Annotated in this window: 18 protein-coding genes; 9 read left to right on the top strand and 9 right to left on the bottom strand. The window is 60.9% G+C overall.

All coding sequences use genetic code 11. The annotated features are described in order from the left end of the window. Nucleotides 1-55: 55 nt before the first annotated feature. The gene (rlmKL, locus tag AC3I65_RS08380; protein ID WP_139050738.1) at nucleotides 56-2,326 is read right to left on the bottom strand and encodes a bifunctional 23S rRNA (guanine(2069)-N(7))-methyltransferase RlmK/23S rRNA (guanine(2445)-N(2))-methyltransferase RlmL; all 2,271 of its coding nucleotides are present in this window, start codon (nucleotides 2,324-2,326) and stop codon (nucleotides 56-58) included. Nucleotides 2,327-2,857: 531 nt separating this feature from the next. On the opposite strand from rlmKL, the gene rmf reads away from it, so the two are divergent. Further along, a complete protein-coding gene (rmf, locus tag AC3I65_RS08375; protein WP_003223300.1) occupies nucleotides 2,858-3,073 on the top strand; it encodes a ribosome modulation factor in 216 nt (71 codons plus the stop codon). A gap of 307 nt (nucleotides 3,074-3,380) precedes the next feature. Here the strand turns inward: rmf and AC3I65_RS08370 are convergent, their stop codons facing one another. Further along, nucleotides 3,381-4,400, bottom strand: a complete 1,020-nt coding sequence (locus AC3I65_RS08370) for a quinone-dependent dihydroorotate dehydrogenase (RefSeq protein ID WP_047227154.1) — start codon at nucleotides 4,398-4,400, stop codon at nucleotides 3,381-3,383. A 238-nt stretch (nucleotides 4,401-4,638) separates the two neighbouring features. Here AC3I65_RS08370 and AC3I65_RS08365 point away from each other — a divergent pair, with 238 nt between their 5' ends. From AC3I65_RS08365 to cobA, 8 genes are all read left to right on the top strand, one after another. After that, entirely contained in the window at nucleotides 4,639-5,850 is a 1,212-nt protein-coding gene (locus tag AC3I65_RS08365; RefSeq protein ID WP_047227153.1) for a CmpA/NrtA family ABC transporter substrate-binding protein, read from the top strand. A 14-nt stretch (nucleotides 5,851-5,864) separates the two neighbouring features. After that, on the top strand, nucleotides 5,865-6,440 hold the full coding sequence (locus AC3I65_RS08360; RefSeq protein ID WP_025212689.1) for an ANTAR domain-containing response regulator: 576 nt from the start codon (nucleotides 5,865-5,867) through the stop codon (nucleotides 6,438-6,440). A gap of 387 nt (nucleotides 6,441-6,827) precedes the next feature. Then, the gene (locus tag AC3I65_RS08355; RefSeq protein ID WP_047227151.1) at nucleotides 6,828-8,039 is read left to right on the top strand and encodes a nitrate/nitrite transporter; all 1,212 of its coding nucleotides are present in this window, start codon (nucleotides 6,828-6,830) and stop codon (nucleotides 8,037-8,039) included. A gap of 9 nt (nucleotides 8,040-8,048) precedes the next feature. After that, a complete protein-coding gene (locus AC3I65_RS08350; protein WP_445577670.1) occupies nucleotides 8,049-9,719 on the top strand; it encodes a bifunctional protein-serine/threonine kinase/phosphatase in 1,671 nt (556 codons plus the stop codon). Nucleotides 9,720-10,144: 425 nt separating this feature from the next. Beyond that, entirely contained in the window at nucleotides 10,145-12,598 is a 2,454-nt protein-coding gene (nirB, locus tag AC3I65_RS08345; protein WP_160891977.1) for a nitrite reductase large subunit NirB, read from the top strand. Continuing rightward, entirely contained in the window at nucleotides 12,595-12,912 is a 318-nt protein-coding gene (nirD, locus tag AC3I65_RS08340; protein ID WP_047227148.1) for a nitrite reductase small subunit NirD, read from the top strand. The genes nirB and nirD overlap by 4 nt, the downstream gene beginning before the upstream one ends. Beyond that, nucleotides 12,912-15,629, top strand: a complete 2,718-nt coding sequence (locus AC3I65_RS08335) for a nitrate reductase (RefSeq protein WP_076385659.1) — start codon at nucleotides 12,912-12,914, stop codon at nucleotides 15,627-15,629. Before nirD ends, AC3I65_RS08335 begins: the two co-directional genes overlap by 1 nt. A gap of 10 nt (nucleotides 15,630-15,639) precedes the next feature. Next, a complete protein-coding gene (cobA, locus tag AC3I65_RS08330) occupies nucleotides 15,640-16,395 on the top strand; it encodes a uroporphyrinogen-III C-methyltransferase (protein WP_047227146.1) in 756 nt (251 codons plus the stop codon). A gap of 203 nt (nucleotides 16,396-16,598) precedes the next feature. Here the strand turns inward: cobA and AC3I65_RS08325 are convergent, their stop codons facing one another. From AC3I65_RS08325 to AC3I65_RS08295, 7 genes are all read right to left on the bottom strand, one after another. Continuing rightward, nucleotides 16,599-17,633 (bottom strand): OmpA family protein, encoded by a 1,035-nt coding sequence (locus AC3I65_RS08325; protein ID WP_047227145.1) that lies wholly within the window; start codon nucleotides 17,631-17,633, stop codon nucleotides 16,599-16,601. Between the two features lie 107 nt (nucleotides 17,634-17,740). After that, on the bottom strand, nucleotides 17,741-18,331 hold the full coding sequence (gene sigX / locus AC3I65_RS08320) for an RNA polymerase sigma factor SigX (protein WP_042729583.1): 591 nt from the start codon (nucleotides 18,329-18,331) through the stop codon (nucleotides 17,741-17,743). A 91-nt stretch (nucleotides 18,332-18,422) separates the two neighbouring features. After that, entirely contained in the window at nucleotides 18,423-19,247 is an 825-nt protein-coding gene (locus AC3I65_RS08315; RefSeq protein WP_047227144.1) for a mechanosensitive ion channel family protein, read from the bottom strand. A gap of 2 nt (nucleotides 19,248-19,249) precedes the next feature. Beyond that, on the bottom strand, nucleotides 19,250-19,495 hold the full coding sequence (locus AC3I65_RS08310) for a hypothetical protein (RefSeq protein ID WP_014337331.1): 246 nt from the start codon (nucleotides 19,493-19,495) through the stop codon (nucleotides 19,250-19,252). A gap of 63 nt (nucleotides 19,496-19,558) precedes the next feature. Beyond that, nucleotides 19,559-20,554 (bottom strand): zinc transporter ZntB, encoded by a 996-nt coding sequence (locus AC3I65_RS08305; RefSeq protein WP_047227143.1) that lies wholly within the window; start codon nucleotides 20,552-20,554, stop codon nucleotides 19,559-19,561. A 25-nt stretch (nucleotides 20,555-20,579) separates the two neighbouring features. Further along, the gene (rraA, locus tag AC3I65_RS08300) at nucleotides 20,580-21,071 is read right to left on the bottom strand and encodes a ribonuclease E activity regulator RraA (protein ID WP_047227142.1); all 492 of its coding nucleotides are present in this window, start codon (nucleotides 21,069-21,071) and stop codon (nucleotides 20,580-20,582) included. Between the two features lie 127 nt (nucleotides 21,072-21,198). Then, the gene (locus tag AC3I65_RS08295) at nucleotides 21,199-22,188 is read right to left on the bottom strand and encodes an alpha/beta fold hydrolase (RefSeq protein ID WP_419417329.1); all 990 of its coding nucleotides are present in this window, start codon (nucleotides 22,186-22,188) and stop codon (nucleotides 21,199-21,201) included. Between the last annotated feature and the right edge of the window lie 138 nt (nucleotides 22,189-22,326).

Below are 22,326 nucleotides of genomic sequence, written 5' to 3'. Positions count from 1 at the left end.
AAAACGCCTGAAAGCCTTGAGTTTCAAGGCTTCCATGGATCCAATCGGCTATAGGTCAGCGGGCCATGATTTTCCAGGCACGGTGAATCTTGCCATTGCGGGCAAAATCCGGATCGATGGTCTTGGCGGTGATTTCCTCCACCGCGTAACGCTCCGCCAGATTGTCCTCGAGCTGGAACTTGCGGAAGTTGTTGGAGAAGTACAGCACACCACCCGGCGCCAGGCGGGCCATGGCCAGGTCCAGCAGTTGGACGTGGTCGCGCTGCACGTCAAACACCCCTTCCATGCGCTTGGAATTGGAGAATGTCGGCGGATCGATGAAGATCAGGTCGTATTCGTCACGACTGGCTTCAAGCCAAGCCATCACGTCGCCCTGCTCCAGGCGATTCTTATCCGAAAAACCATTGAGCGACAGGTTGCGCCGCGCCCAGTCCAGGTAGGTTTTCGACAGGTCGACACTGGTGGTGCTGCGCGCACCGCCCTTGGCAGCGTGGACACTGGCGGTCGCGGTGTAGCAGAACAGATTGAGGAAGCGCTTGCCGGCCGCCTCTTTCTGGATCCGCAGGCGCATCGGCCGGTGGTCGAGAAACAGCCCAGTGTCCAGGTAGTCGGTGAGGTTGACCAGCAGCTTCACGCCGCCTTCGTTGACCTCGGTGAACTTGCCTTGGGTGCTCTGGCGCTCGTACTGCTTGGTGCCGCTCTGCCGCTCGCGACGCTTGATCACCACTCGGCTCTTGTCGACGTTCAGTGCCTGGGGAATCGCCGCCAGGGCGTCGAACAGCCGGGCCGAGGCCTTTTCCGGGTCGATGGATTTTGGCGCGACGTATTCCTGGACGTGAACCCAATCGTGGTACAGGTCGATGGCCATGGAGTATTCCGGCATGTCGGCATCGTAGACCCGGTAGCAGTCCACGCCTTCACGCTTGGCCCATTTACTCAGCAGCTTGAGGTTTTTTTGCAGGCGATTGGCGAACATCTGCCCGCCTTCGCTCAAACGGGCCTGCTCGACCACAGGAGCCGGAGCCGGAGCCGGCTTGATCGGGTTACCGTTCTTGTTGTACTGGCGCTCTTGCGGTACTTCCGGCGCCTGATCGTACTCAGCCAGCTCACGCTCGGCCTGGCGCTGTTCCGGGGTACGACGCTCGCCGGTGACGAACTGATCGGGCAGGACCTTGATCAGCAGCAATTTGCACGGCAAGGCGCCGTTCCAGAACGAATACTGCTTGTGACTGCGAATGCCCATGCGCTTGCCCAGGTCCGGCGCGCCGGTGAACACTGCGGCCTCCCAGTTCAGGCAGGCCTGGCGCAGGCGCTCGCCGAGGTTCTGATAGAGATAGAGCAAGCTGGCTTCGTCGCCCAGACGCTCGCCGTACGGCGGGTTGCAGATCACCAGGCCTTTCTGGTTCTGGTCCGGGCGGGGTTCGAACGTGGCGACTTCCCCCTGATAAATCTTGATCCACTCGCTCAGGCCCGCCCGCTCAACGTTGTTGCGGCCCGGCTGGATCAGCCGTGGGTCGGCTTCGTAGCCGCGAATCCACAATGGTGGCTTGGCCAGGCCGGCAGCGGCACGCTCGGTGGCTTCTTCGTGGAGCTTCTTCCACAACGCCGGCACATGGCCGAGCCAGGCGGTAAAACCCCACTGCTGGCGACGCAGGTTCGGCGCCATGTCGGCGGCGATCATGCCGGCTTCCACCAGGAAGGTACCGACGCCGCACATCGGGTCAGCCAACGCCCCGCCTTCAGCGGCAATACGCGGCCAGCCGGCACGGATCAGGATGGCCGCGGCGAGGTTTTCTTTCAGGGGCGCGGCGCCTTGCTGCAGGCGATAGCCGCGCTGGTGCAGGCTGTGGCCAGAAAGGTCCAGGGAAAGGATCGCTTCGCCGCGGTCCAGGCGCAGGTGGATGCGCAGGTCCGGGTTGAGCTTGTCGATGGATGGCCGCTCGCCTGTCGGGGTACGCAGCTTGTCGACAATGGCGTCCTTGACCTTCAAGGCGCCGAAGTGGGTGTTGTCGATACCCGAGCCGTGGCCGCTGAACTCCACCGCCAGGGTGCCATCGGCGAGCATGTGGTCTTGCCAATCCACATCCAGCACGCCGTGGTACAAGTCTTCGGCATCCTTCATCGGGAAGCGCTTGAGCACCAGCAATACGCGGTTGGCCAGGCGCGACCACAGGCACAGGCGATAAGCCGTTTCCATGTCGGCCATGCCGCGCACGGCCGAGGTGTGCTCACGCGCCTCTTCAAGGCCAAGCCCGACGGCTTCCTCGATCAGCAGGCCTTCAAGACCTTTGGGGCAAGTGAGGAAGAGTTCGAAACGATCGGACATGGGATTTCCAGAGCCTTTGGCTAAGTGGACCGGGCAACGCATTGCCGGGCCGGGTTCAATCAGGTGCTTTTCTCAAGAGCACCCGTGTGGCACGAAAGTGTGCCGTGCCGCCCTCGCCGCTCAGGTTAAAAGAGCTTAGAGGCGAGGGCAGATAAAAAATTCTGTGCAACAAATTGTGAAAACTCGACCCTTTCGTCGAATAGTACCCGAGTGCAACGGGGGGACATTCTCATTCGCCTGAGGGCTGCACCCTTCGATGCAGGGCCGATCATACAGGGGTCTTGCCTGAAAGCGGGTGACGAACATCATGTTACTTATCGCCCTAACATCTTTATTGTTACGTGCTTATGACAAAACGATCATTCCATCCATGTGACGCTTTGGTTAGAACTCAACACAGGTTGACGTCGCAACGGCGTCAACACCTCGGCTCGTCACGCCGGCAACGAGCCACCAACGGCAGAATGATTCTGCCCCGGCCTCAATAGAGGTCGACGCTAAGCAACAGTCAACAAGTGAGGGCAACACCCTATGAGAAGACTTAAGCGTGATCCGTTGGAAAGAGCATTTTTACGCGGTTACCAATATGGCGTTGGTGGTAAATCCCGTGAGCTTTGCCCCTTTACTCTACCGTCGGTACGTCAAGCCTGGATCAATGGCTGGCGAGAAGGACGCGGCGACAATTGGGACGGTATGACCGGCACTGCGGGTATCCATAGACTCAACGAACTTCACGCCGTCGGCTGACACAGGGCTTAACACTCAAGAACTCGACAATTTGATACTCACATCGATTTAACCACGCACGTCCCATCCGGACGGCGGGCTTCGGCCCAGGGGGCTCCTTCGAGGAGCCCTTTTTAATGCCTGGGTTTCATGAACACTGCAAAAAGCTGGGCTGTGAATACAGTTGTGGCGAGGGGATTTATCCCCGCTGGGCTGCGCAGCAGCCCCTCAGAGTGTCAGGTTTAACGAGTGAGCTGTTTGGGGCCGCTTCGCGCCCCAGCGGGGATAAATCCCCTCGCCACAGTTGAATCGCGTTGCACCTTGAGAATCAACGCAGTGCAGCAATCGCATCCACCGATTCCCGAATCAACGCCGGCCCCTTATAGATAAAGCCCGAATAAATCTGCACCAGGCTCGCGCCTGCGCTGATTTTTTCGGCAGCATGCTTGCCCTCGGTGATGCCACCCGCCGCGATGATCGGCAAGCGCCCCGCCAGTTCGGCGGCCAGCACTTTCACGGTATGGGTGCTCTTGTCCCGCACCGGCGCACCGGACAGCCCGCCCGCCTCGTCGGCGTGTTCCACCCCTTCGACGCCTTCGCGACCCAGCGTCGTGTTGGTGGCAATCACCGCGTCCATTCCGGTGTCGATCAGGGCCTGGGCCACCTGTGCGGTCTCTTCGTCGGTCATGTCCGGGGCGATCTTGATGGCCAGTGGCACATGCTTGCCATGGATCACCGCCAATTCGGCGCGACGTCGAGCCAGGTCAGCCAGCAGTTGCTTGAGCGAATCACCAAATTGCAGGCTGCGCAGCCCCGGAGTGTTCGGGGAACTGACGTTGACGGTCACATAACTGGCGTGGGCGTAGACCTTGTCCAGGCAGATCAGATAATCGTCAACCGCGCGCTCCACCGGTGTGTCGAAGTTCTTGCCGATGTTGATGCCCAGCACGCCCTTGTACTTGGCGGCAGCCACACGCCCCAGCAAATGGTCGACGCCCAGGTTGTTAAAGCCCATGCGGTTGATGATCGCCTCGGCTTGCGGCAGGCGGAAAATCCGTGGCTTGGGGTTGCCCGGCTGGGCACGCGGGGTAACGGTGCCGATTTCCACGAAACCGAACCCCAACTGGGCAAAACCGTCGATGGCCGCGCCATTCTTGTCCAGGCCCGCCGCCAGCCCGACCGGGTTGGGGAACTCAAGCCCCATCACATTCACCGGCAATTTAGCCGGCGCCTTGCACAGCAGACCATTGAGGCCCAAACGTCCACCCGCACCGATCAGGTCCAGGGACAGATCGTGGGAGGTTTCCGGGGAAAGTTTGAACAGCAGTTCACGGGCCAGGGTGTACATGGGCGGCTTGGACTCAGGCGACGAAATGAGGCGGCGATTATAGCCGGGCTACGACGACGCACGCGAGGCGCCTGCACAAAACAGCGGCGATGGCATATGCCTTGCACCACTTGCGTTCATCGGCACCCATGCCAACGACGGAATGAGTGCCACACTGTATTTGAAGGACAACGGCGTCGTCATCCGGCCTTGCAAACGTCCGGATACGGCGCCTTTTTTTGTGGAAAGGTGATGCGCGATGAATGAAGTTCCAGCCAACCCCCTGGCCTGGGTCAACGGCAGCGATGCCCCGGAAAAGAGCGCGATCAATCTTGGCTTCATGGCCTTGAGCGACTGCGCGCCGCTGGTGGTGGCCGCCACCCAGGGCTTTGCCCAGCCTTACGGGCTGACTTTGAACCTCAAGCGCCAAGCGTCCTGGGCCAACCTGCGGGACAAGCTGGTCAGTGGTGAAATCGATGCCGCCCACAGCCTGTATGGCCTGATCTACGCGGTGCACCTGGGCATCGGCGGGGTCGCGCCGACCGACATGGCGGTGTTGATGGGGCTGAACCAGAACGGCCAGAGCATCAACCTTTCCCATGGCTTGCAGGCCCAAGGCGTGACCAGTCCTGAGGCACTGGAACAGCATGTGCACCAAACTCGCCCGAAACTGACTTTCGCCCAGACCTTCCCCACTGGCACCCACGCCATGTGGCTCTATTACTGGCTCGCCGCTCAAGGCATCCATCCGCTGTCGGATGTCGACAGTGTGGTGGTACCGCCGCCGCAAATGATCGCCCACCTGCAGGCCGGACGGATCGACGGGTTCTGCGTGGGCGAGCCGTGGTGCGCCAGTGCGGTCAAACAGAACCTGGGCTTCACCCTGGCGACGACTCAAACCATCTGGCCCGATCACCCGGAAAAAGTCCTCGGCTGCACCCGTGCATTCGTCGAGCAATACCCCAATACCGCCCGCGCACTGGTGATGGCGATCCTGCAAGCCAGTCGCTTCATTGAGCAAAGCACCGAGAACCGCCGCAGCACCGCACAACTATTGAGTGCCCCCGAATACCTGGACGCACCGCTGGATTGCATCGAGCCGCGCCTGTTAGGGATTTACGCCGACGGGCTGGGCAACAGCTGGCAGGACCCTCACGCGATGCGTTTCCACGGCAACGGCGAAGTGAACCTGCCCTACCTGTCCGATGGCATGTGGTTCATGACCCAGTTCCGCCGCTGGGGCCTGTTGCGTGAAGACCCGGATTATCTGGCCGTGGCACAGCAAGTCCAGCAGCTCACGCTATACCGTCAAGCCTGCGCGGCACTGGACATCGCCGCCCCCCGCCAGGACATGCGCAGCAGCCAATTGATCGACGGCACCATCTGGGACGGCTCGGATCCGGCCGCTTATGCCAAAAGCTTCAAACTGCACGCTTTGAGCGATGCGGCTCCCCTCTTCGCCAGCCGCTGACAGGAGCCACGACCATGCTGCGTATCCTGCTGATCAACGACACCGCGAAAAAAGTCGGCCGTCTCAAAGCGGCCCTGATTGAGGCCGGGTTCGAAGTCATCGATGAATCCGGATTGACCATCGACCTGCCGGCACGCGTCGAAACAGTGCGTCCGGACGTGATCCTGATCGATACCGAGTCACCCGGACGCGATGTCATGGAGCAAGTGGTGCTGGTCAGCCGCGACCAGCCACGACCGATCGTCATGTTTACCGACGAGCACGACCCGGATGTAATGCGCCAGGCGATCAAATCGGGCGTGAGCGCCTACATCGTCGAAGGCATCCACGCCGCGCGCCTGCAACCGATCCTCGACGTGGCCATGGCCCGCTTCGAAAGCGACCAGGCCCTGCGCGCCCAGCTCCTGGCCCGGGACCAGCAACTGGCCGAACGCAAACGCATCGAACTGGCCAAGGGCATGCTGATGAAGATGAAAGAATGCAACGAAGAACAGGCCTACACCCTGATGCGCCGCCAGGCCATGAGTCGCCAGCAGAAGCTGATCCAGGTGGCCGAGCAGATCATTGCGATGAATGAGCTGCTCGGCTGAAAGCCTTGCAGCGCCTGGCCCGGCGCTATCGCGAGCAGGCTCGCTCCCACAGATCCTGTGGCCACTGGAACTCCAATGTGGGAGCAGGCCCGCTCCCACAGGTTTCATGGCCACTGAAGATCCACTGTGGGAGCGAGCCTGCTCGCGATAGGTCTCACACTGCTCCCCTGTTGGCACAGTTCTCGCTTTAGCAAAGCCACAGGTAACCAACGGCGGTTGCCCCACCTACGACAAAGACGTCGCACACCCTCCTCGCCCCCTGGCGATTCGGGTTGCGGCGTTTTTTTGTTTTGATCCCACAGTCCGGGGTCGGTGGTGCAGCCACAGGCGGCGCACTGCTTCAAGGCACTGACTCATTTCTCGAGACTTTTACAGCTGAGGTGCGCGATGAATTCAAGCTTCTGGAAATCCGGCCACACCCCGACACTGTTCGCGGCCTTCCTCTATTTCGACCTGAGTTTCATGGTCTGGTACCTGCTCGGTCCACTGGCGGTGCAGATCTCTGCCGACCTGCACCTGACCACCCAGCAACGCGGCCTGATGGTGGCTACGCCGATCCTGGCCGGTGCCGTACTGCGCTTGTTCATGGGCCTGCTGGCCGACCGGATTTCACCGAAAACCGCCGGTATGGTCGGTCAGGTGATTGTGATCGGTGCACTGTTCTGTGCCTGGAAACTGGGCATCCACAGCTACGAACAAGCCTTGCTGCTGGGGCTGTTCCTGGGCGTGGCCGGTGCGTCATTCGCCGTGGCCCTGCCGCTGGCCTCCCAGTGGTATCCGCCACAGCACCAGGGCAAGGCCATGGGCATTGCCGGCGCTGGTAACTCGGGCACCGTACTGGCTGCGCTGATCGCACCGGTAATGGCAGTGGCATTCGGCTGGAGCAACGTGTTCGGTTTCGCGCTGATCCCGCTGATCGTGACCCTGATCCTCTTTGCCTGGCTGGCCAAGAACGCTCCCGAGCGACCAAAAGCCAAATCCATGGGCGACTACCTCAAGGCCCTGGGCGACCGGGACAGCTGGTGGTTCATGTTCTTCTACAGTGTGACCTTCGGCGGCTTCATCGGCCTGGCCAGCGCACTGCCCGGCTACTTCAACGACCAGTACGGCCTGAGCCCGGTGACCGCCGGTTACTACACCGCCGCTTGCGTCTTCGGGGGCAGCCTGATGCGTCCACTGGGCGGCGCCCTGGCGGATCGTTTCGGTGGCATTCGCACCCTGTTGGGCATGTACACCGTGGCCGCTGTCTGCATCGCGGCAGTGGGCTTCAACCTGCCAAGCTCCTACGCGGCCCTGGCCTTGTTCGTCTGCACCATGCTCGGTTTGGGTGCGGGCAACGGCGCGGTATTCCAACTGGTGCCACAACGCTTCCGTCGCGAGATCGGCGTGATGACCGGATTGATCGGCATGGCCGGCGGCATCGGCGGTTTCGCCCTGGCGGCAGGCATGGGCGCGATCAAGCAAAGCACCGGCAGCTATCAACTGGCACTGTGGTTGTTCGCCAGCCTCGGCGTCCTGGCCTGGTTCGGCCTGTACGGCGTCAAGCGTCGCTGGAGGACCACCTGGGGTTCGGCCGCTGTCACCGCGGCTCGGGTATAAATAGCCTCCATGAGCCTGCAACTGAGTTTTGCCGAAGCCAGTGCCATTGGCCCTCGGGAAGAAAACCAGGACGCCCTGCGCCTGGTGACCCCGGCGCCGGCCCTGGCCGCGAGCAAGGGGTACCTGTTCGCCATCGCCGACGGTGTGAGCCAATGCGCCGATGGCGGGCTGGCCGCCCGTTCGACCTTGCAGGCCCTGGCCCTGGACTACTATTCCACGCCGCAAACCTGGGGTGTGGCCCAAGCGCTGGACCGGCTGTTACTGGCCCAGAATCGCTGGCTGCAAGCCAACGGGGGCGGGCAACCGCTGCTCACCACCGTCAGCGCGCTGGTCCTTCGGGGCCGGCGCTTCACCCTGGCCCACGTGGGCGATTGCCGGGTCTACCGCTGGCACGACAATCATCTGCAGCGGGTCAGTGAGGATCACGTCTGGGAACAACAGGGCATGCAGCACGTGCTCAAGCGTGCCCTGGGGCTGGATCAGCACCTGATCCTGGACTTCCTCGATGGCGAACTGCGCACCGACGAGACCTTCGTACTGCTCAGCGATGGCGTCTGGGCGGTTCTGGGGGACACGGCCATCGCCGGTATCCTTCGCGACCAGCCGGACCTGGACATTGCCGCGCAAACCCTGGTCAACGCTGCGCACCTGGCCGGCAGCCAGGACAACGCCAGCGCACTGCTGGTGCGGGTCGATGCGGTGGGCGAAGCGAGCATTGGCGATGCGCTGGCCCAGTTGCAGCAATGGCCCCTTCCCCCGGCATTGAAACCGGGGCAAGTGTTCGAGGGCTGGCAGATCGAAAACCTGCTCGGTCAGAGCCAGCAATCGCTGCTCTACCGCGTACACGATGGCCAGGGCCAACCATGGTTGCTGAAAACCTTGCCGGGGCATCTACGGGACGATACTCAGGCCGGGCAGTCGTTGCTGTCGGAAGAGTGGTTCCTCAGGCGGGTCGCCGGGAGGCAGTTTCCGGAAGTCCACGGCGTTGCCCAGCGTCAGCATTTGTACTACGTCATGCGGGAATATTCGGGCAAGACCCTGGCCGAGCTGTTCAACCAGGGCGGCCCGTTGCCTCTGCCCCAGTGGCAGGATCTGGCGCAGCGGCTGGTGCACGCGGTGGGCCTGTTGCATCGAAGACAGATCTTTCACCGCGATATCAAGCCGGAGAACCTGCACCTGGGCGAGGATGGGGAACTGCGCTTGCTGGATTTCGGCCTGGCGTACTGCCCGGGATTGTCCGAAGACCAGGCCAACGTGCTGCCCGGCACGCCCAGCTATATCGCCCCGGAAGCCTTCGGGGGTGCGCCGCCGACGGCGCAACAAGACTTGTATGCGGTCGGCGTGACTTTGTATTTCCTGCTCACCGGACACTATCCCTACGGCGAAATCGAGGCGTTCCAGCGACCGCGCTTTGGCATACCGGTCAGTGCCCATCGCTATCGACCGGACCTGGCCGAATGGCTTGGGCAAAGCCTGGAGCGTGCCGTGGCGGCGGATCCTGGGCAACGGTTTGAAACCGCCGAGGAATGGCTGTTACTGCTGGAACAGGGTGAACGGCGCAGCTTGAGCGTCAGGCCTCGGCCGCTACTGGAAAGGGAGCCGCTGAAGGTCTGGCGCACATTGGCGCTGGTGTCTTTGGTGGTGAATCTGGTGCTGCTGTATTTAGCGTTTCATGGCTGAAACCCAGTCGCGTCTATCGCGAGCAGGCTCGCTCCCACAGGTTTTGTGTCCATCGCAGATCCAATGTGGGAGCGAGCCTGCTCGCGATGGCGGCCTGATGGTCCCTGCAACTGCGCCTGCGGACGCTCCATTACCGGGCAACACGCTTTGATTCGGTGCAATAAATCCCGCTCCAATCCGCACAACCCGCCTCCCCTCCAATAAATCCGCGCCCTCAAGCCAGTTGGCACAACCACTGCATAACCTCTCTCACCATACATAAAGCAACGCCTCCAACGATGAGGGCGGTGCTTCCCGAGAGAACGGGACAAGGACAAAGGCGTCCTCGCTAGGCAACTAGCGGGACGCCTTTTTTTGTTTTCGTAAAAGTATCGAGCCAGTCCGAGCACCGTGATGAACCGGGCCTGAGCTTGTGGAGAACCCTGATGAAGAAACTCAAACTGGTGATGATCGGCAACGGCATGGCCGGGGTTCGAACCCTCGAAGAACTGCTCAAGCTGAGCAATGAGCTATACGACATCACGGTGTTCGGCGCCGAGCCTCATACCAACTACAACCGCATCCTGCTCTCGCCCGTGCTCGCCGGCGAGCAGACGTTTGAAGAGATCGTGCTCAACGACCTGAGCTGGTACCTGGACAACAACATCAAGCTGCTGCTCAACCGCAAGGTCGTGGAGATCGACCGAGTCAAGCGCCGGGTCATCGCCGAGGACGGCAGCGAAGCCGAATACGACCGTCTGCTGATCGCCACAGGCTCCACGCCATTCATCCTGCCGATTCCCGGCAACACCCTGGAGGGCGTCATTGGCTACCGCGACATCGCCGACACCCAGGCGATGATCAACACCGCCAAGACCCACAAACACGCCGTGGTGATCGGCGGCGGGTTGCTCGGCCTGGAAGCCGCCAACGGCTTGAAACTGCGGGGCATGGACGTGACAGTGGTGCACCTGGGTGAATGGCTACTGGAGCGGCAGCTGGACAAGACCAGCGGTCAGTTGCTGCAAACCGCCCTGGAAAATCGCGGGCTGAAATTCCGCCTGAGCGAACAAACGCAAGCCCTGCACGACGCCGGCAATGGCCGGGTCGGCTCGGTGCAATTCAAGAACGGTGACATCATCCCGGCCGATCTGGTGGTGATGGCCGCCGGTATCCGCCCCAATACCGAACTGGCGGAAAAGTCCGGCATCCCTTGCAACCGCGGGATTCTGGTCAACGACACGATGCAAACCTACGACCCGCGCATCTATGCCATCGGTGAATGCGCCAGCCACCGTGGAACCGCCTACGGCCTGGTGGCACCGCTGTTCGAGCAAGCCAAGGTCTGTGCCAACCACCTCGCGCAACTGGGCTTCGCCACCTACAAGGGGTCAGTGACCTCGACCAAACTCAAAGTCACCGGCATCGACCTGTTCTCCGCCGGGGACTTCATGGGCGGCGAAGGCACCGAGACCATCACCCTTTCCGACCCGATTGGTGGCGTCTACAAAAAACTGGTGATCAAGGATGACGTGCTGGTCGGCGCCTGTCTGTACGGCGATACGGCAGACGGTGGCTGGTATTTCCGTCAGATCCGTGAGAACCACACCATCAGCGAGATCCGCGATCACCTGATGTTTGGGGAAAACGCCCTGGGAGACGTAGGACACCAGGGCCAGGACAAAGCCATGAACATGGCCGACACCGCCGAAGTCTGCGGCTGCAACGGCGTGTGCAAGGGCACCATTGTCAAGGCGATCCAGGAGCATGGGCTGTTCAGCGTCGATGATGTGAAAAAACACACCAAGGCCGCCAGTTCCTGTGGCTCCTGCGCCGGTTTGGTGGAGCAGATCCTGATCAACACCGTGGGCGGCGCGGCGGACGTCAAACCGAAAAGCGAAAAAGCCATCTGCGGTTGCAGCGATCTCAACCACGGGCAGATTCGCCAGGCGATCCGCGACCAGCATCTGCTGACCATCGCTGCAACCATGAGCTACCTGAACTGGCGCACCCCAAACGGCTGCGCCACCTGCCGCCCGGCGCTCAACTACTACCTGATTTCCACCTGGCCCGGCGAAGCGCACGACGATCCGCAGTCGCGCCTGATCAACGAGCGTGCCCACGCCAACATCCAGAAAGATGGCACTTACTCCGTCGTCCCGCGGATGTGGGGTGGCGTGACCAATCCGTCTGAGTTGCGGCGCATTGCCGATGTGGCCGACAAATACAACGTGCCGATGGTCAAGGTCACCGGCGGCCAGCGTATCGACTTGCTAGGGATCAAAAAGCAGGATCTACCCGGAGTCTGGAAAGACCTGGACATGCCGTCCGGCCACGCTTATGGCAAATCCATCCGCACCGTAAAAACCTGCGTAGGCAGCGAATTCTGCCGTTTTGGCACGCAGAACTCCACCCAATTGGGAATCGAGCTGGAGCACGACCTCTTCAACATGTGGTCGCCCCACAAAGTGAAGCTGGCCGTTTCCGGTTGCCCCCGCAACTGCTCGGAAGCGGGCATCAAAGATGTCGGCATTATCGGCGTCGATTCCGGCTGGGAGATGTACATCGGCGGTAACGGCGGGATCAAGACTGAGGTCGCCGAATTCTTCGTCAAACTCAAGACCGCCGAAGAAGTGCGCGAATACAACGGCGCATTCCTGCAGTTGTACCGCGAAGAAGCCTTCTACCTCGAACGCACCGTGCACTACATGCAACGGGTCGGCATGGAGCACATCAAGAAAGCGGTACTTGAAGATCCGCAACGACGCAAAGCCTTGCATGACCGCCTGAAGTTCTCCCTGTCGTTGGAACAGGACCCATGGAAAGAACGCCTGGAACAGCCCCAGCTGAAGAAAGAGTTTGAAGTCATCACCGTGAAAAACCTGGAGGTACCGGCATGAACTGGCTGGATATCTGCGCACTGGAAGAGATCAACGCCCTGGGCTCGCGCATCATCAATGGCCCGAAAGGCGATATCGCGATTTTTCGTACCAGCGACGATGAGGTTTTCGCACTCGATGACCGCTGCCCGCACAAGGGTGGCCCGCTGTCCCAGGGGTTGATCTATGGCAAGCGCGTGGCCTGCCCGCTGCACAACTGGCAGATCGACCTGGAAACCGGCCAGGCCCAGGCCCCGGATGTGGGTTGCGCTCATCATCATGCGGCGCGGGTCGAAAACGGCCGGGTGATGCTGGCATTGCGGGAAGCAAGCTGATGAGCCGTCAAACCACCGCCTCGACCTGCTGTTATTGCGGGGTCGGTTGCGGCGTGCTGATCGAACATGACGACGAGCGTATCCTCGGCGTCAGTGGCGATCCCGCCCACCCGGCCAACTTCGGCAAACTGTGCAGCAAAGGTTCGACCCTGCACCTGACCGGCGACCTCGCCGCGCGCGCCTTGTATCCCGAACTGCGCCTGGGCAAGGGCCTGTCCCGCGCCCGCACAGATTGGGACAGCGCGCTGGATCACGCGGCCAGCATCTTCGCCGATACCATCGCCGAACACGGCCCCGACAGCGTGGCGTTCTACATCTCCGGGCAACTGCTGACCGAGGACTACTACGCCTTCAACAAACTCGCCCGGGCACTGGTGGGCACCAACAACATCGACAGCAATTCCCGGCTGTGCATGTCCTCGGCGGTGGTGGGTTACAAGCGCAGCCTCGGTGCCGACGCCCCGCCCTGCAGCTATGAAGACCTGGAGCTGAGCGACTGTGTGATGATTGTCGGCAGTAACATGGCCTACGCCCATCCGATCCTGTTTCGCCGCCTCGAGGACGCCAAGTCCCGCCGACCACAGATGAAAATCATCGTCATCGACCCACGGCGTACCGACACCTGCGACCTTGCCGACCTGCATCTGGCGATCCTGCCGGGCACCGATGTCGCCTTGTTCCATGGGATTTTGCACCTGTTGTTGTGGGAAGACTGGGTCGACCGCGGCTTCATCAAGGCCCACACCGAAGGCCTGGCGGACCTCAAGAACCTGGTGCGCGACTACACCCCGGCCATGGTCGCCCAGATCTGCGGCATCAGCGTCGAGCAACTGCACCAGTGCGCCGAATGGGTCGGCACGTCGCCCAGCTTCCTGTCGTTGTGGTGCATGGGCTTGAATCAGTCCACCGCCGGCAGTGCGAAGAACAGCGCGTTGATCAACCTGCACCTGGCCACCGGGCAAATCGGCCGGCCGGGCGCCGGGCCCTTCTCGCTGACCGGTCAGCCCAATGCCATGGGCGGTCGGGAAACCGGTAGCTTGTCGAACCTGCTGCCGGGTCATCGCGACGCCGCCAACGCCGAACATCGCGCCGAAGTCGCCCGCTACTGGGGTGTTGAGCAATTGCCCGCGACCACGGGTTTGAGCGCCATCGAACTGTTCGAACAGGTTCGCAGTGGCAAGATCAAGGCACTGTGGATTGCCTGCACCAACCCCGCGCAGTCGATGCCTGACCAGACGGCGGTCCGGGAAGCCCTGCAAGCTTGTCCATTCGTGGTGCTGCAAGAGGCCTTCCGGACCACCGAAACCGCCGCGTTTGCCGACCTGCTGCTGCCAGCGGCCAGTTGGGGCGAGAAAGAAGGGGCGGTGACCAATTCTGAACGGCGTATTTCCCACGTCCGCCGGGCGATTGCCGCACCGGGTGAGGCACGGCCGGACTGGGCAATTACCGTGGATTTCGCCCAACGCCTGGAGAAACGCCTGCGCCCGGGTCAACCCAGCCTGTTCGCCTTTGAAACCCCGGCCCAGTTGTTCGATGAATACAAACAACTGACCCGTGGCCGCGACCTGGACTTGTCCGGTATCAGCCATGCCCTGATCGATCAACTCGGTCCTCAGCAATGGCCCTTCCCGCAAGGCGCCAGCAGCGGAACACCGCGCCTGTATCTGGACGGGATTTTTCCTACCGACAATGGCCGCGCGCGGTTTGTCGCAGAACCGTATCGCGCCGCCAAAGAGTTGCGCGACGCCCGCTACCCATTGACCCTCAACACGGGTCGCCTGCGGGACCAATGGCATGGCATGAGCCGCACCGGCACCGCCGCGCAATTGTTCGGTCATGTGAACGAAGCCGTGCTCAGCCTGCACCCTGACGAACTGCTTCGCCATCGGCTGCAAGCCGGTGACCTGGTCAGCCTCAAGAGCCGTCGTGGCGCCGTGATCGTGGCGGTGGACAGCGACGACAGCGTGCGCCCCGGGCAGGCGTTTCTGCCCATGCACTGGGGCGATCGCTTTCTCAAGGGTGGGGTCAATACCCTGACTCAACCGGCCTTCGACCCCCTGTCAAAACAGCCGGAACTCAAACACAGCGGCGTGCGCCTGGAACCGGTGAACCTGCCCTGGCAGCTTTTCGCCCTGGTCGAAGGCGATGTTCAACAGCACTTGGAGACTTTGCGACCACTGTGTGAGGCGTTTGCCTACGTCAGCCTGAGCCTGACTGGGCGCGAACGTCCCGCGTTGCTGATTCGCGCGGCCAGCGCCGTCGCCCCCGAACCGCAGTTGCTGCAGGCGATCGACGAGCAATTGGGGCTGATCGAAGGGCCGGTGCTGGCCTATGACGACCCGCGTCGTTCCATCGGTAAACGGGTGCGAATCGAGAACGGTCGCATCACCGCCATTCGCCTGGCCGGCGAAACCCTGGCCCGCCACTGGCTGCAAAACCTCTGGCTGGAAGGCCGCGCCGATGAGCAATTGCGGCGCTGGCTGCTGGCGCCTTTGAGCGCCCCACCAGGCAATGCCGGCGCCGCCGTTGGCGGCAGCAAAACACTGTGCAACTGCATGAACGTCAGCCAGCGTGCGATCTGCGCCGGCATTGAACGTGGCCTGGACTTGCAGGGGCTGAAACAGGAACTGGGCTGCGGCACGCAATGCGGCTCCTGTGTACCGGAAATCAAACGCCTGCTGGTTGCCACCGCGCAACCGGTGGCCGCTGTCTCGTGAGGAAAACACTATGAACGCAAAAGTCTGGCTGGTGGGTGCAGGTCCTGGCGACCCTGAATTGCTGACCCTCAAAGCCGTGCGCGCCTTGGGCGAAGCCGACGTGGTGTTGATCGACGATCTGGTCAACGATGCGGTGCTGGAGCACTGCCCTGGCGCGCGGATCATCGCCGTCGGCAAGCGCGGCGGATGCCGTTCCACGCCACAGGCTTTTATCCATCGGCTGATGCTGCGTTATGCCCGTCAGGGCAAATGCGTGGTACGCCTCAAGGGCGGCGACCCGTGCATCTTCGGCCGGGGCGGCGAAGAGGCGCAGTGGCTGCGCGAGCATGGCGTCGAAGTGGAACTGGTCAATGGCATTACGGCCGGCCTCGCGGGTGCGACGCAATGTGATATTCCGCTGACGCTGCGTGGGATTGCCCGGGGCGTGACGCTGGTCACCGCCCACACCCAGGACGGTAGCAGCCTGAACTGGCAAGCCCTGGCACAAAGCGGGACCACCTTGGTGGTGTACATGGGGGTGGCGAAACTGAGCGAGATCCGCGAGCAACTGCTGGCCGGAGGCCTGGCGGCGGACACGCCGGTGGCGATGATTGAAAATGCCTCTCTGCCCCATCAGCGCGACTGTCGCAGTGACCTGACCTCGATGGAGGCCGATGCAGGCGCATTTCAACTCAAGAGCCCGGCGATCCTGGTGATTGGCGAGGTGGCCAGAGCTGCTGAGCTGGCAGGCGCGCAACCGGCCTGGGTCCAGGCTTCGGCGCTATAGCACAGACACCAGCAAACCTGTGGGAGCGAGCCTGCTCGCGATGGCGGTGGATCAGCAACATTGATGCTGACTGACACACCGCCATCGCGAGCAGGCTCGCTCCCACAGTTTTTTGTGTTTCTCCAGCCCCGCCCCTGATTTTCATAAATCGCAGGCAAAGAAAAGCCCGGCCTAAGCCGGGCTTTTCCAAAGCTGTGGGCTAATTACTTAGCTTCGGCTTCAACCTGCGCTTCTACGCGACGGTTAACAGCACGGCCAGCGTCAGTAGCGTTGTCGGCAACTGGGCGGGATTCGCCGTAGCCAACAGACTGAACGCGGGACGATTCAACACCGTACTGGTTGGTCAGGACTTGCTTAACGGCGTTTGCACGACGCTCGGACAGAGCCTGGTTGTAAGCGTCAGGACCGACGGAGTCAGTGTGACCTTCAACAGTAGTGGTGGTGGATGGGTACTGCTTCATGAAATCAGCCAGGTTCTTGATGTCGCCGTAGCTGTTATCTTTAACGACCGCCTTGTCGAAGTCGAACTTGACGTCCAGCTCAACACGTACGACTTCAGCAACAGCTGGGCAGCCATCAGCGTCAACGGTTACGTTGGCTGGGGTGTCAGGGCACTTGTCGACGTTGTCGCACACGCCATCGTTGTCGCTGTCGGAGCAGACTTCAGCCGGAGCTGGAACTGGAGCAGCAGCAGGCTTGGAGCCGCCACCGAAGTTCACACCGATACCGACGCTTGGAGCCCACTCGGTGTCGCCCTGGTCGATGTTGTACTGAGCTTCAACGCCGGCACGGGCGTAGAAGTTGTCAGTGAAGTACAGCTTGGCACCGCCGCCAACGTTGGCGAAGGTGGAGCCGTTGCGACCGCTACGGCCGTTCTGACCGATGCTCTGATCGGAGAAACCAGCCGATACGTAAGGACGCAGCATGTCGCCTGGGTTGTTGAAGTGGTACAGAGCGTCCAGAGCGGTGTTGGAGCCCTTGATGTTACGACCGTCTTCGGCACGTGCGTTGTGCACTTCGTCGTAGGCCAGACGCAGTTCTACGTCGTCGGTCAGGAAGTAACCAATCGAGCCGCCGAACAGGTTGCCGTTGTTCTTGAAGTCGCGAGCGCTGTCGAACATTTCTTTCTTGGCGAAGCCTTCGATTTCAACTGCGCCTTGGCCTTGTGCCAGAGCGCCGAACGAAGTGGCAGCAATCAAAGAACCAATGGCAAAGCCCAAGGTGTTTTTCAGTTTCATCCGTTAAATCCCCATCTGGTGATTGTAAAGCAGTCCCGCAAACCGGGGGACAACTCGGCGACAAGTCTATCAGAACTTGCCTACACGTAAGAGATATTTGCGCCGAACTAAGTTTCAGCAATACCCGCAAATTTCTCACGCAATTTATCAAGAGCGCGCTTGTAACGCATTTTTGTCGCGCTCAACCCCATGTGCATTATGTCTGCGATCTCTTGGAATTCCAGCTCTGCGACAAATCGTAGCACCAGAATTTCCCGGTCGATCGGGTTCACATGGACAAGCCAGCGATCCAGCCCACCCTTTTCCTCTGGTTTGGGCGCCTTTTCTTCAGACGCTTCCTCCAGAGGATCCAGGCTCAAAGCATCCATCAAGCGACGCTTTCGCCGTTCCTTGCGGTACTGCGTGATGCATTCGTTGTACGTGATGCTATAGAGCCATGTCTTGAACTTCGATTTCCCCTCGAAGTTCTTCAGGCCATACAGCACCTTCAACATCACCTCCTGACAGACATCGTCAGCATCACGATCGTTCCCCAGATAACGCGCACAAACGTTAAATAATGTTCTCTGGTAACGGCGCATCAATTCTTCGTAAGCACGCGTTACGTGGAAAAGTTCCGTATGCGCGCGCGCGACCAACTCCTCATCGGAGAGATCACGGGGGTCGTAGCGCGTGGATAGCGATTGGGGTTTGTTCAAAACAAGTCGGGCCGACAGTCTAGGTCAATGTGCGCCGCAGCCTGCGTTAACGGGCATTTTGCGGCGGCATACATTAGCAGGGTTTGCCGGGTTAGCGGCTACTCACATGCTGTTCCAGTAGGATCCGATTGGAGAGCGATACCAATTCACCCTCCTCGGTCAGCAATGTGGTCTTCACCGTGCCGATCTCTTCGATCTGGCCTTCGACCTCGCCAACACGCACTTGTTGCCCAACCTCATACAATTCACGCACATAGATTCCCGCAAGAATCTGGCCGGCGATTTCCCGGCTTCCCAACCCCATTGCCAGCGCAACCGCCAGACCAACGGTAATCAATACGATGACGATCACATGGTTGAGCAGGTCAGTCTTGACCTCCAACTGGCTGATCGCGACCGAAATACTGATGATGATCACCAGGCCCTGGGCAATTCGCCCCAAGCCCTGGGCGTAGTCAAGCCCGACACCTTCGGCCGCGCCGCGCACCAGCCCGTTGGCCAATTGCGCCAGCAGAACGCCCACCAGCAATACCAGCGCGGCACCGAAAACCTTCGGCAAATACAGCGCAAGCATATCGAGCGTAGCTGAAACTCGCTCAAGGCCCAGGGATTCAGCGGCAGAAACCAGGAAAATCAGCAGAACGAACCAGTAGACGATCTTGCCGACCAAGGTCGAGATCGGAACCTGAATGCCACCGCGCGACAGCAGCTTGGTCAGGCCGGTGCCGCCCATCAGGCGGTCGAGCCCCAATTTGGCGAGCAGTTTTGAAAGCAGGGTGTCCAGCAGCTTGGCCACCACGAACCCCAACAACAGCACCACCAGGGCGCCGAAGAGGTTGGGGATGAAATTAGCCACCTTGGTCCACAACGCGGTCATTGCCGTGACGAGGCTCTGGGTCCAGAGATCAAGTTCCATATTCAATCAGCCTTATCAGCGGTGCGAGTAACAGGTTTACGACGGGAAACCGGCGAAACGTGGGCCGACCCGTTATTCAGGGCGATCATCAGCGCGGGCAACCAGCGGCCCAGCAGGCTGAACAGATCGCCGGCGCCAACCTGGCGGTTGGCGGTTTTCAGTACACGTCCCAGGCATGCATCGTCGTCCCGGCTGGACGGCGAAGCCTTGAGCATGTCGCGCAAAGACTGTTCAAACGGATCGTGCATACGCACCTCTCGTGATGTCTGTGAAAGACGCGATCAAATTTCGGCAGGTCACATGGCGCCCCGTCAAACCCAGCGCAAACGGCGGAACAGCCACCACTGACCGAGGGCCACGCCGACCATCAACAGGCATGCAACCAGGAAGCCATAAGGGCTTTCGGAGAACGGAATACCGCCGACGTTGATGCCCAAAAGACCGGTGAGAAAACTCATCGGCAGAAAAATCCCGGTGATGATGCCGAAGCGGTACATGGTGCGATTCATACGCACCGACAGACGCCGGTCCTCGGCCTCCAGCACAAGCCCCACGCGCTCTCGGGTCAATTCCAGCTCTTCGAGGTAGCGGGTCAGGCTGTTGTTCAATTCATTCCAGTAATCGCCATCATCCTCGACAAACCACGGCAGTTTGAGCCGTGTCATCTGGCCGAAAATATCCCGCTGGGGGGCCAGGAACCGCTTCAGCCCGGCCGCCCTTCTGCGAATGTGCAAAATGGCATCATGCTCGGGGGTATACCGTTCGTCGGTATCAATCTTTTCTTCTTCGCTATCGACGATTTCCGAGAGCTGGGTGACCAGATCCTGCACCTTGTTGGTCAGGTACTGCGCCATATAAAGGATGAGTTCCGACGCAGTCCTTGGCCCCTCGCCCTCGGCCAGTTGCGTCAACAGTTCATCGGTGGCGCGCAACGGACGCAGGCGCAGGGAGATCACTCGCTGGGGGGACGCGAAGATCCGCACCGACACCATGTCCTCCGGTTCTGCGCCCGGATTGAGGTTGACGCCGCGCAGAAACAGCAGCAGTTCGGCGTTGGGCAGCGGCAACAGGCGCGGCCGGGTGTTCTCCTCCAGCAGCAGGTCGCAGTTGAATTCGCTCAGGCCACTGGACTTGCGCAGCCAGGTGTGGGTTTGCGGATGACTGCGATCCCAGTGCAGCCACAAGCTTTCGTGGGCCTGTAACTGCAAATCGTCGAGTTCTGTCCGGGCTATCGAACGCGCGCCACCATTACCGTCCAGCACCAGTGCATGCACCAGCCCCCATTGCGCGTTTTCTTCCTCGAACATCCTCATCCCTTATGGCTTTGACGCTTCATTCAGGCATTTTCAGCGGGCTGGGCGACACAATCACGCCGTTGTTGTCCGCATAGACATACTCGCCTGGACGAAACGTCACGCCGGCAAAGGTCACCGCGACATTGAGATCGCCGATGCCACGCTTGTCGGTTTTCATCGGATGGCTGGCCAGGGCCTGGACACCAAGGTCTGTCTGGGCAATGACGTCGACGTCGCGGATGCAACCGTAAATCACCAGCCCTTCCCAGCCGTTTTTCGCGGCTTTTTCGGCCAGCATGTCACCCAGCAATGCCCGGCGCAGTGAGCCGCCGCCATCGACCACCAACACTTTGCCGTTGCCCTTGAGTTCCACCTGCTCCTTGACCAGGGAGTTGTCCTCGAAGCACTTGATGGTCACGATTTCGCCGCCGAAGGAATCGCGGCCACCGAAATTGCTGAACATCGGCTCCAACACTTGCACCAACTCCGGGTAGGCGTCGCACAGGTCGGGCGTGAGGTAATGGTTCATTGAACAACTCCTGTAAAGGCTGGAACGTCAGGCTGAGTGAGCAACCGTTTGTGACCGGAACCGCGTATCGCGTCATATCTTAGCCGCAAGCCGACAAGAGCGAAATGCCCTTGTCAGAGCCTTCGCTTCAAACCGCTTCGGCCAGCCTGGATGGATCCGCCAGTAGCGGTGCATGCTGATCTGCCAGCCAACGCGCCACCAACGGCCAGACCTCAGCATGGGCCGCTTTGCTGACCAGCATCTCGACATGGCCGAAATCGTCGGTAAAGCCCTGCTCCCGGCCCAGGCAGACAAACTGCTTGTGCGCAGAGCCGACCTGCTCGAAGAGTTTGCGGCAAGCCCAGGTCGGATCCTGCTGGTCGCCGGCCGCGCTCACCGCCAGTACCGGCACCTGCACATCGGCCAGACCCGCCCACCAGTTCTTCTGCGCATCACCGAAACGCCCGAACAGGCCATACCAGCGCATGCTCTCCAGCGCCAGGCCGATGGGCTCGTCCTCCGGGCCGCGCTTGAGCCGCGAACCGGACAACTGGGCAAAACGCTTGAGAATGAAACGTCCGCTCCATTCCACCGGCGGGATCTTCAGCGGCCAATAAGTGCGGCTGACCTGGGTGCCAAAAAACGCCGCCGAAGCCACCGCCGGCTCGCCCAGATAGTGACCGCCCAACGCCGCCGCCAGGGTGATGCCGCCCAAAGAGTGGCCGATCCAGTGTGGCACCTGCCCGCTCTGCTCACGCACGAAGGCACCGATGGCCGGCAGGTCGTAACGAGCGTAATCGGCCACGCGGTTCTTGCGGTAGTCGTGATTGCGCTGGGACAGGCCATGACCGCGCATTTCGGGAATCCACACGTCAAAGCCCAGCCGCGCAAGATAGGCCCCCAGTCCCAGGCCCTTAGGCGAATACCAGAAGCGCCGGTTGGAAAAACTGCCGTGCAGCAGGATCACGGGAACGCCGCGAACCTCGCTGCCGTCGGCCATGCCCAGTCGGGTGACGGCCAGTTCAACGCTGTAGTCCGGGCTGTTGCCGGGCTTCAGACGATAGACGTCTTCGCTCAGATCACCACGCCGCTCGGCGCTGATCAGGGCGACAGGAAAAAGGTTGCTGCTGCTTTGCATAATGCTCTTGCACAAAAAAAGACGACTGTGGGAGCGAGCTTGCTCGCGATTGCGGTGGATCAGCAAAAATAATCTTGGCTGACACTCCGCTATCGCGAGCAAGCTCGCTCCCACAAAGGTTACCCGGCTTACATCACC

This window comes from Pseudomonas sp. N-1-13, assembly GCF_057787095.1.
Note: the sequence above shows the minus strand (reverse complement) of the source record. Positions and strands in the feature narration are given on the sequence as shown.

Bases quoted from the DNA above. Each gene is read 5' to 3' on its own strand.
- AC3I65_RS08315 (WP_047227144.1), bottom strand. From the start codon at position 19,247: ATGGAACTTGATCTCTGGACCCAGAGCCTCGTCACGGCAATGACCGCG.
- AC3I65_RS08310 (WP_014337331.1), bottom strand. From the start codon at position 19,495: ATGCACGATCCGTTTGAACAGTCTTTGCGCGACATGCTCAAGGCTTCG.
- nirB (WP_160891977.1), top strand. From the start codon at position 10,145: ATGAAGAAACTCAAACTGGTGATGATCGGCAACGGCATGGCCGGGGTT.
- AC3I65_RS08360 (WP_025212689.1), top strand. From the start codon at position 5,865: ATGCTGCGTATCCTGCTGATCAACGACACCGCGAAAAAAGTCGGCCGT.
- AC3I65_RS08355 (WP_047227151.1), top strand. From the start codon at position 6,828: ATGAATTCAAGCTTCTGGAAATCCGGCCACACCCCGACACTGTTCGCG.
- AC3I65_RS08365 (WP_047227153.1), top strand. From the start codon at position 4,639: ATGAATGAAGTTCCAGCCAACCCCCTGGCCTGGGTCAACGGCAGCGAT.
- rraA (WP_047227142.1), bottom strand. From the start codon at position 21,071: ATGAACCATTACCTCACGCCCGACCTGTGCGACGCCTACCCGGAGTTG.
- AC3I65_RS08305 (WP_047227143.1), bottom strand. From the start codon at position 20,554: ATGTTCGAGGAAGAAAACGCGCAATGGGGGCTGGTGCATGCACTGGTG.
- AC3I65_RS08370 (WP_047227154.1), bottom strand. From the start codon at position 4,400: ATGTACACCCTGGCCCGTGAACTGCTGTTCAAACTTTCCCCGGAAACC.
- rmf (WP_003223300.1), top strand. From the start codon at position 2,858: ATGAGAAGACTTAAGCGTGATCCGTTGGAAAGAGCATTTTTACGCGGT.
- AC3I65_RS08295 (WP_419417329.1), bottom strand. From the start codon at position 22,188: ATGCAAAGCAGCAGCAACCTTTTTCCTGTCGCCCTGATCAGCGCCGAG.
- cobA (WP_047227146.1), top strand. From the start codon at position 15,640: ATGAACGCAAAAGTCTGGCTGGTGGGTGCAGGTCCTGGCGACCCTGAA.
- AC3I65_RS08325 (WP_047227145.1), bottom strand. From the start codon at position 17,633: ATGAAACTGAAAAACACCTTGGGCTTTGCCATTGGTTCTTTGATTGCT.
- nirD (WP_047227148.1), top strand. From the start codon at position 12,595: ATGAACTGGCTGGATATCTGCGCACTGGAAGAGATCAACGCCCTGGGC.
- rlmKL (WP_139050738.1), bottom strand. From the start codon at position 2,326: ATGTCCGATCGTTTCGAACTCTTCCTCACTTGCCCCAAAGGTCTTGAA.
- AC3I65_RS08350 (WP_445577670.1), top strand. From the start codon at position 8,049: ATGAGCCTGCAACTGAGTTTTGCCGAAGCCAGTGCCATTGGCCCTCGG.
- AC3I65_RS08335 (WP_076385659.1), top strand. From the start codon at position 12,912: ATGAGCCGTCAAACCACCGCCTCGACCTGCTGTTATTGCGGGGTCGGT.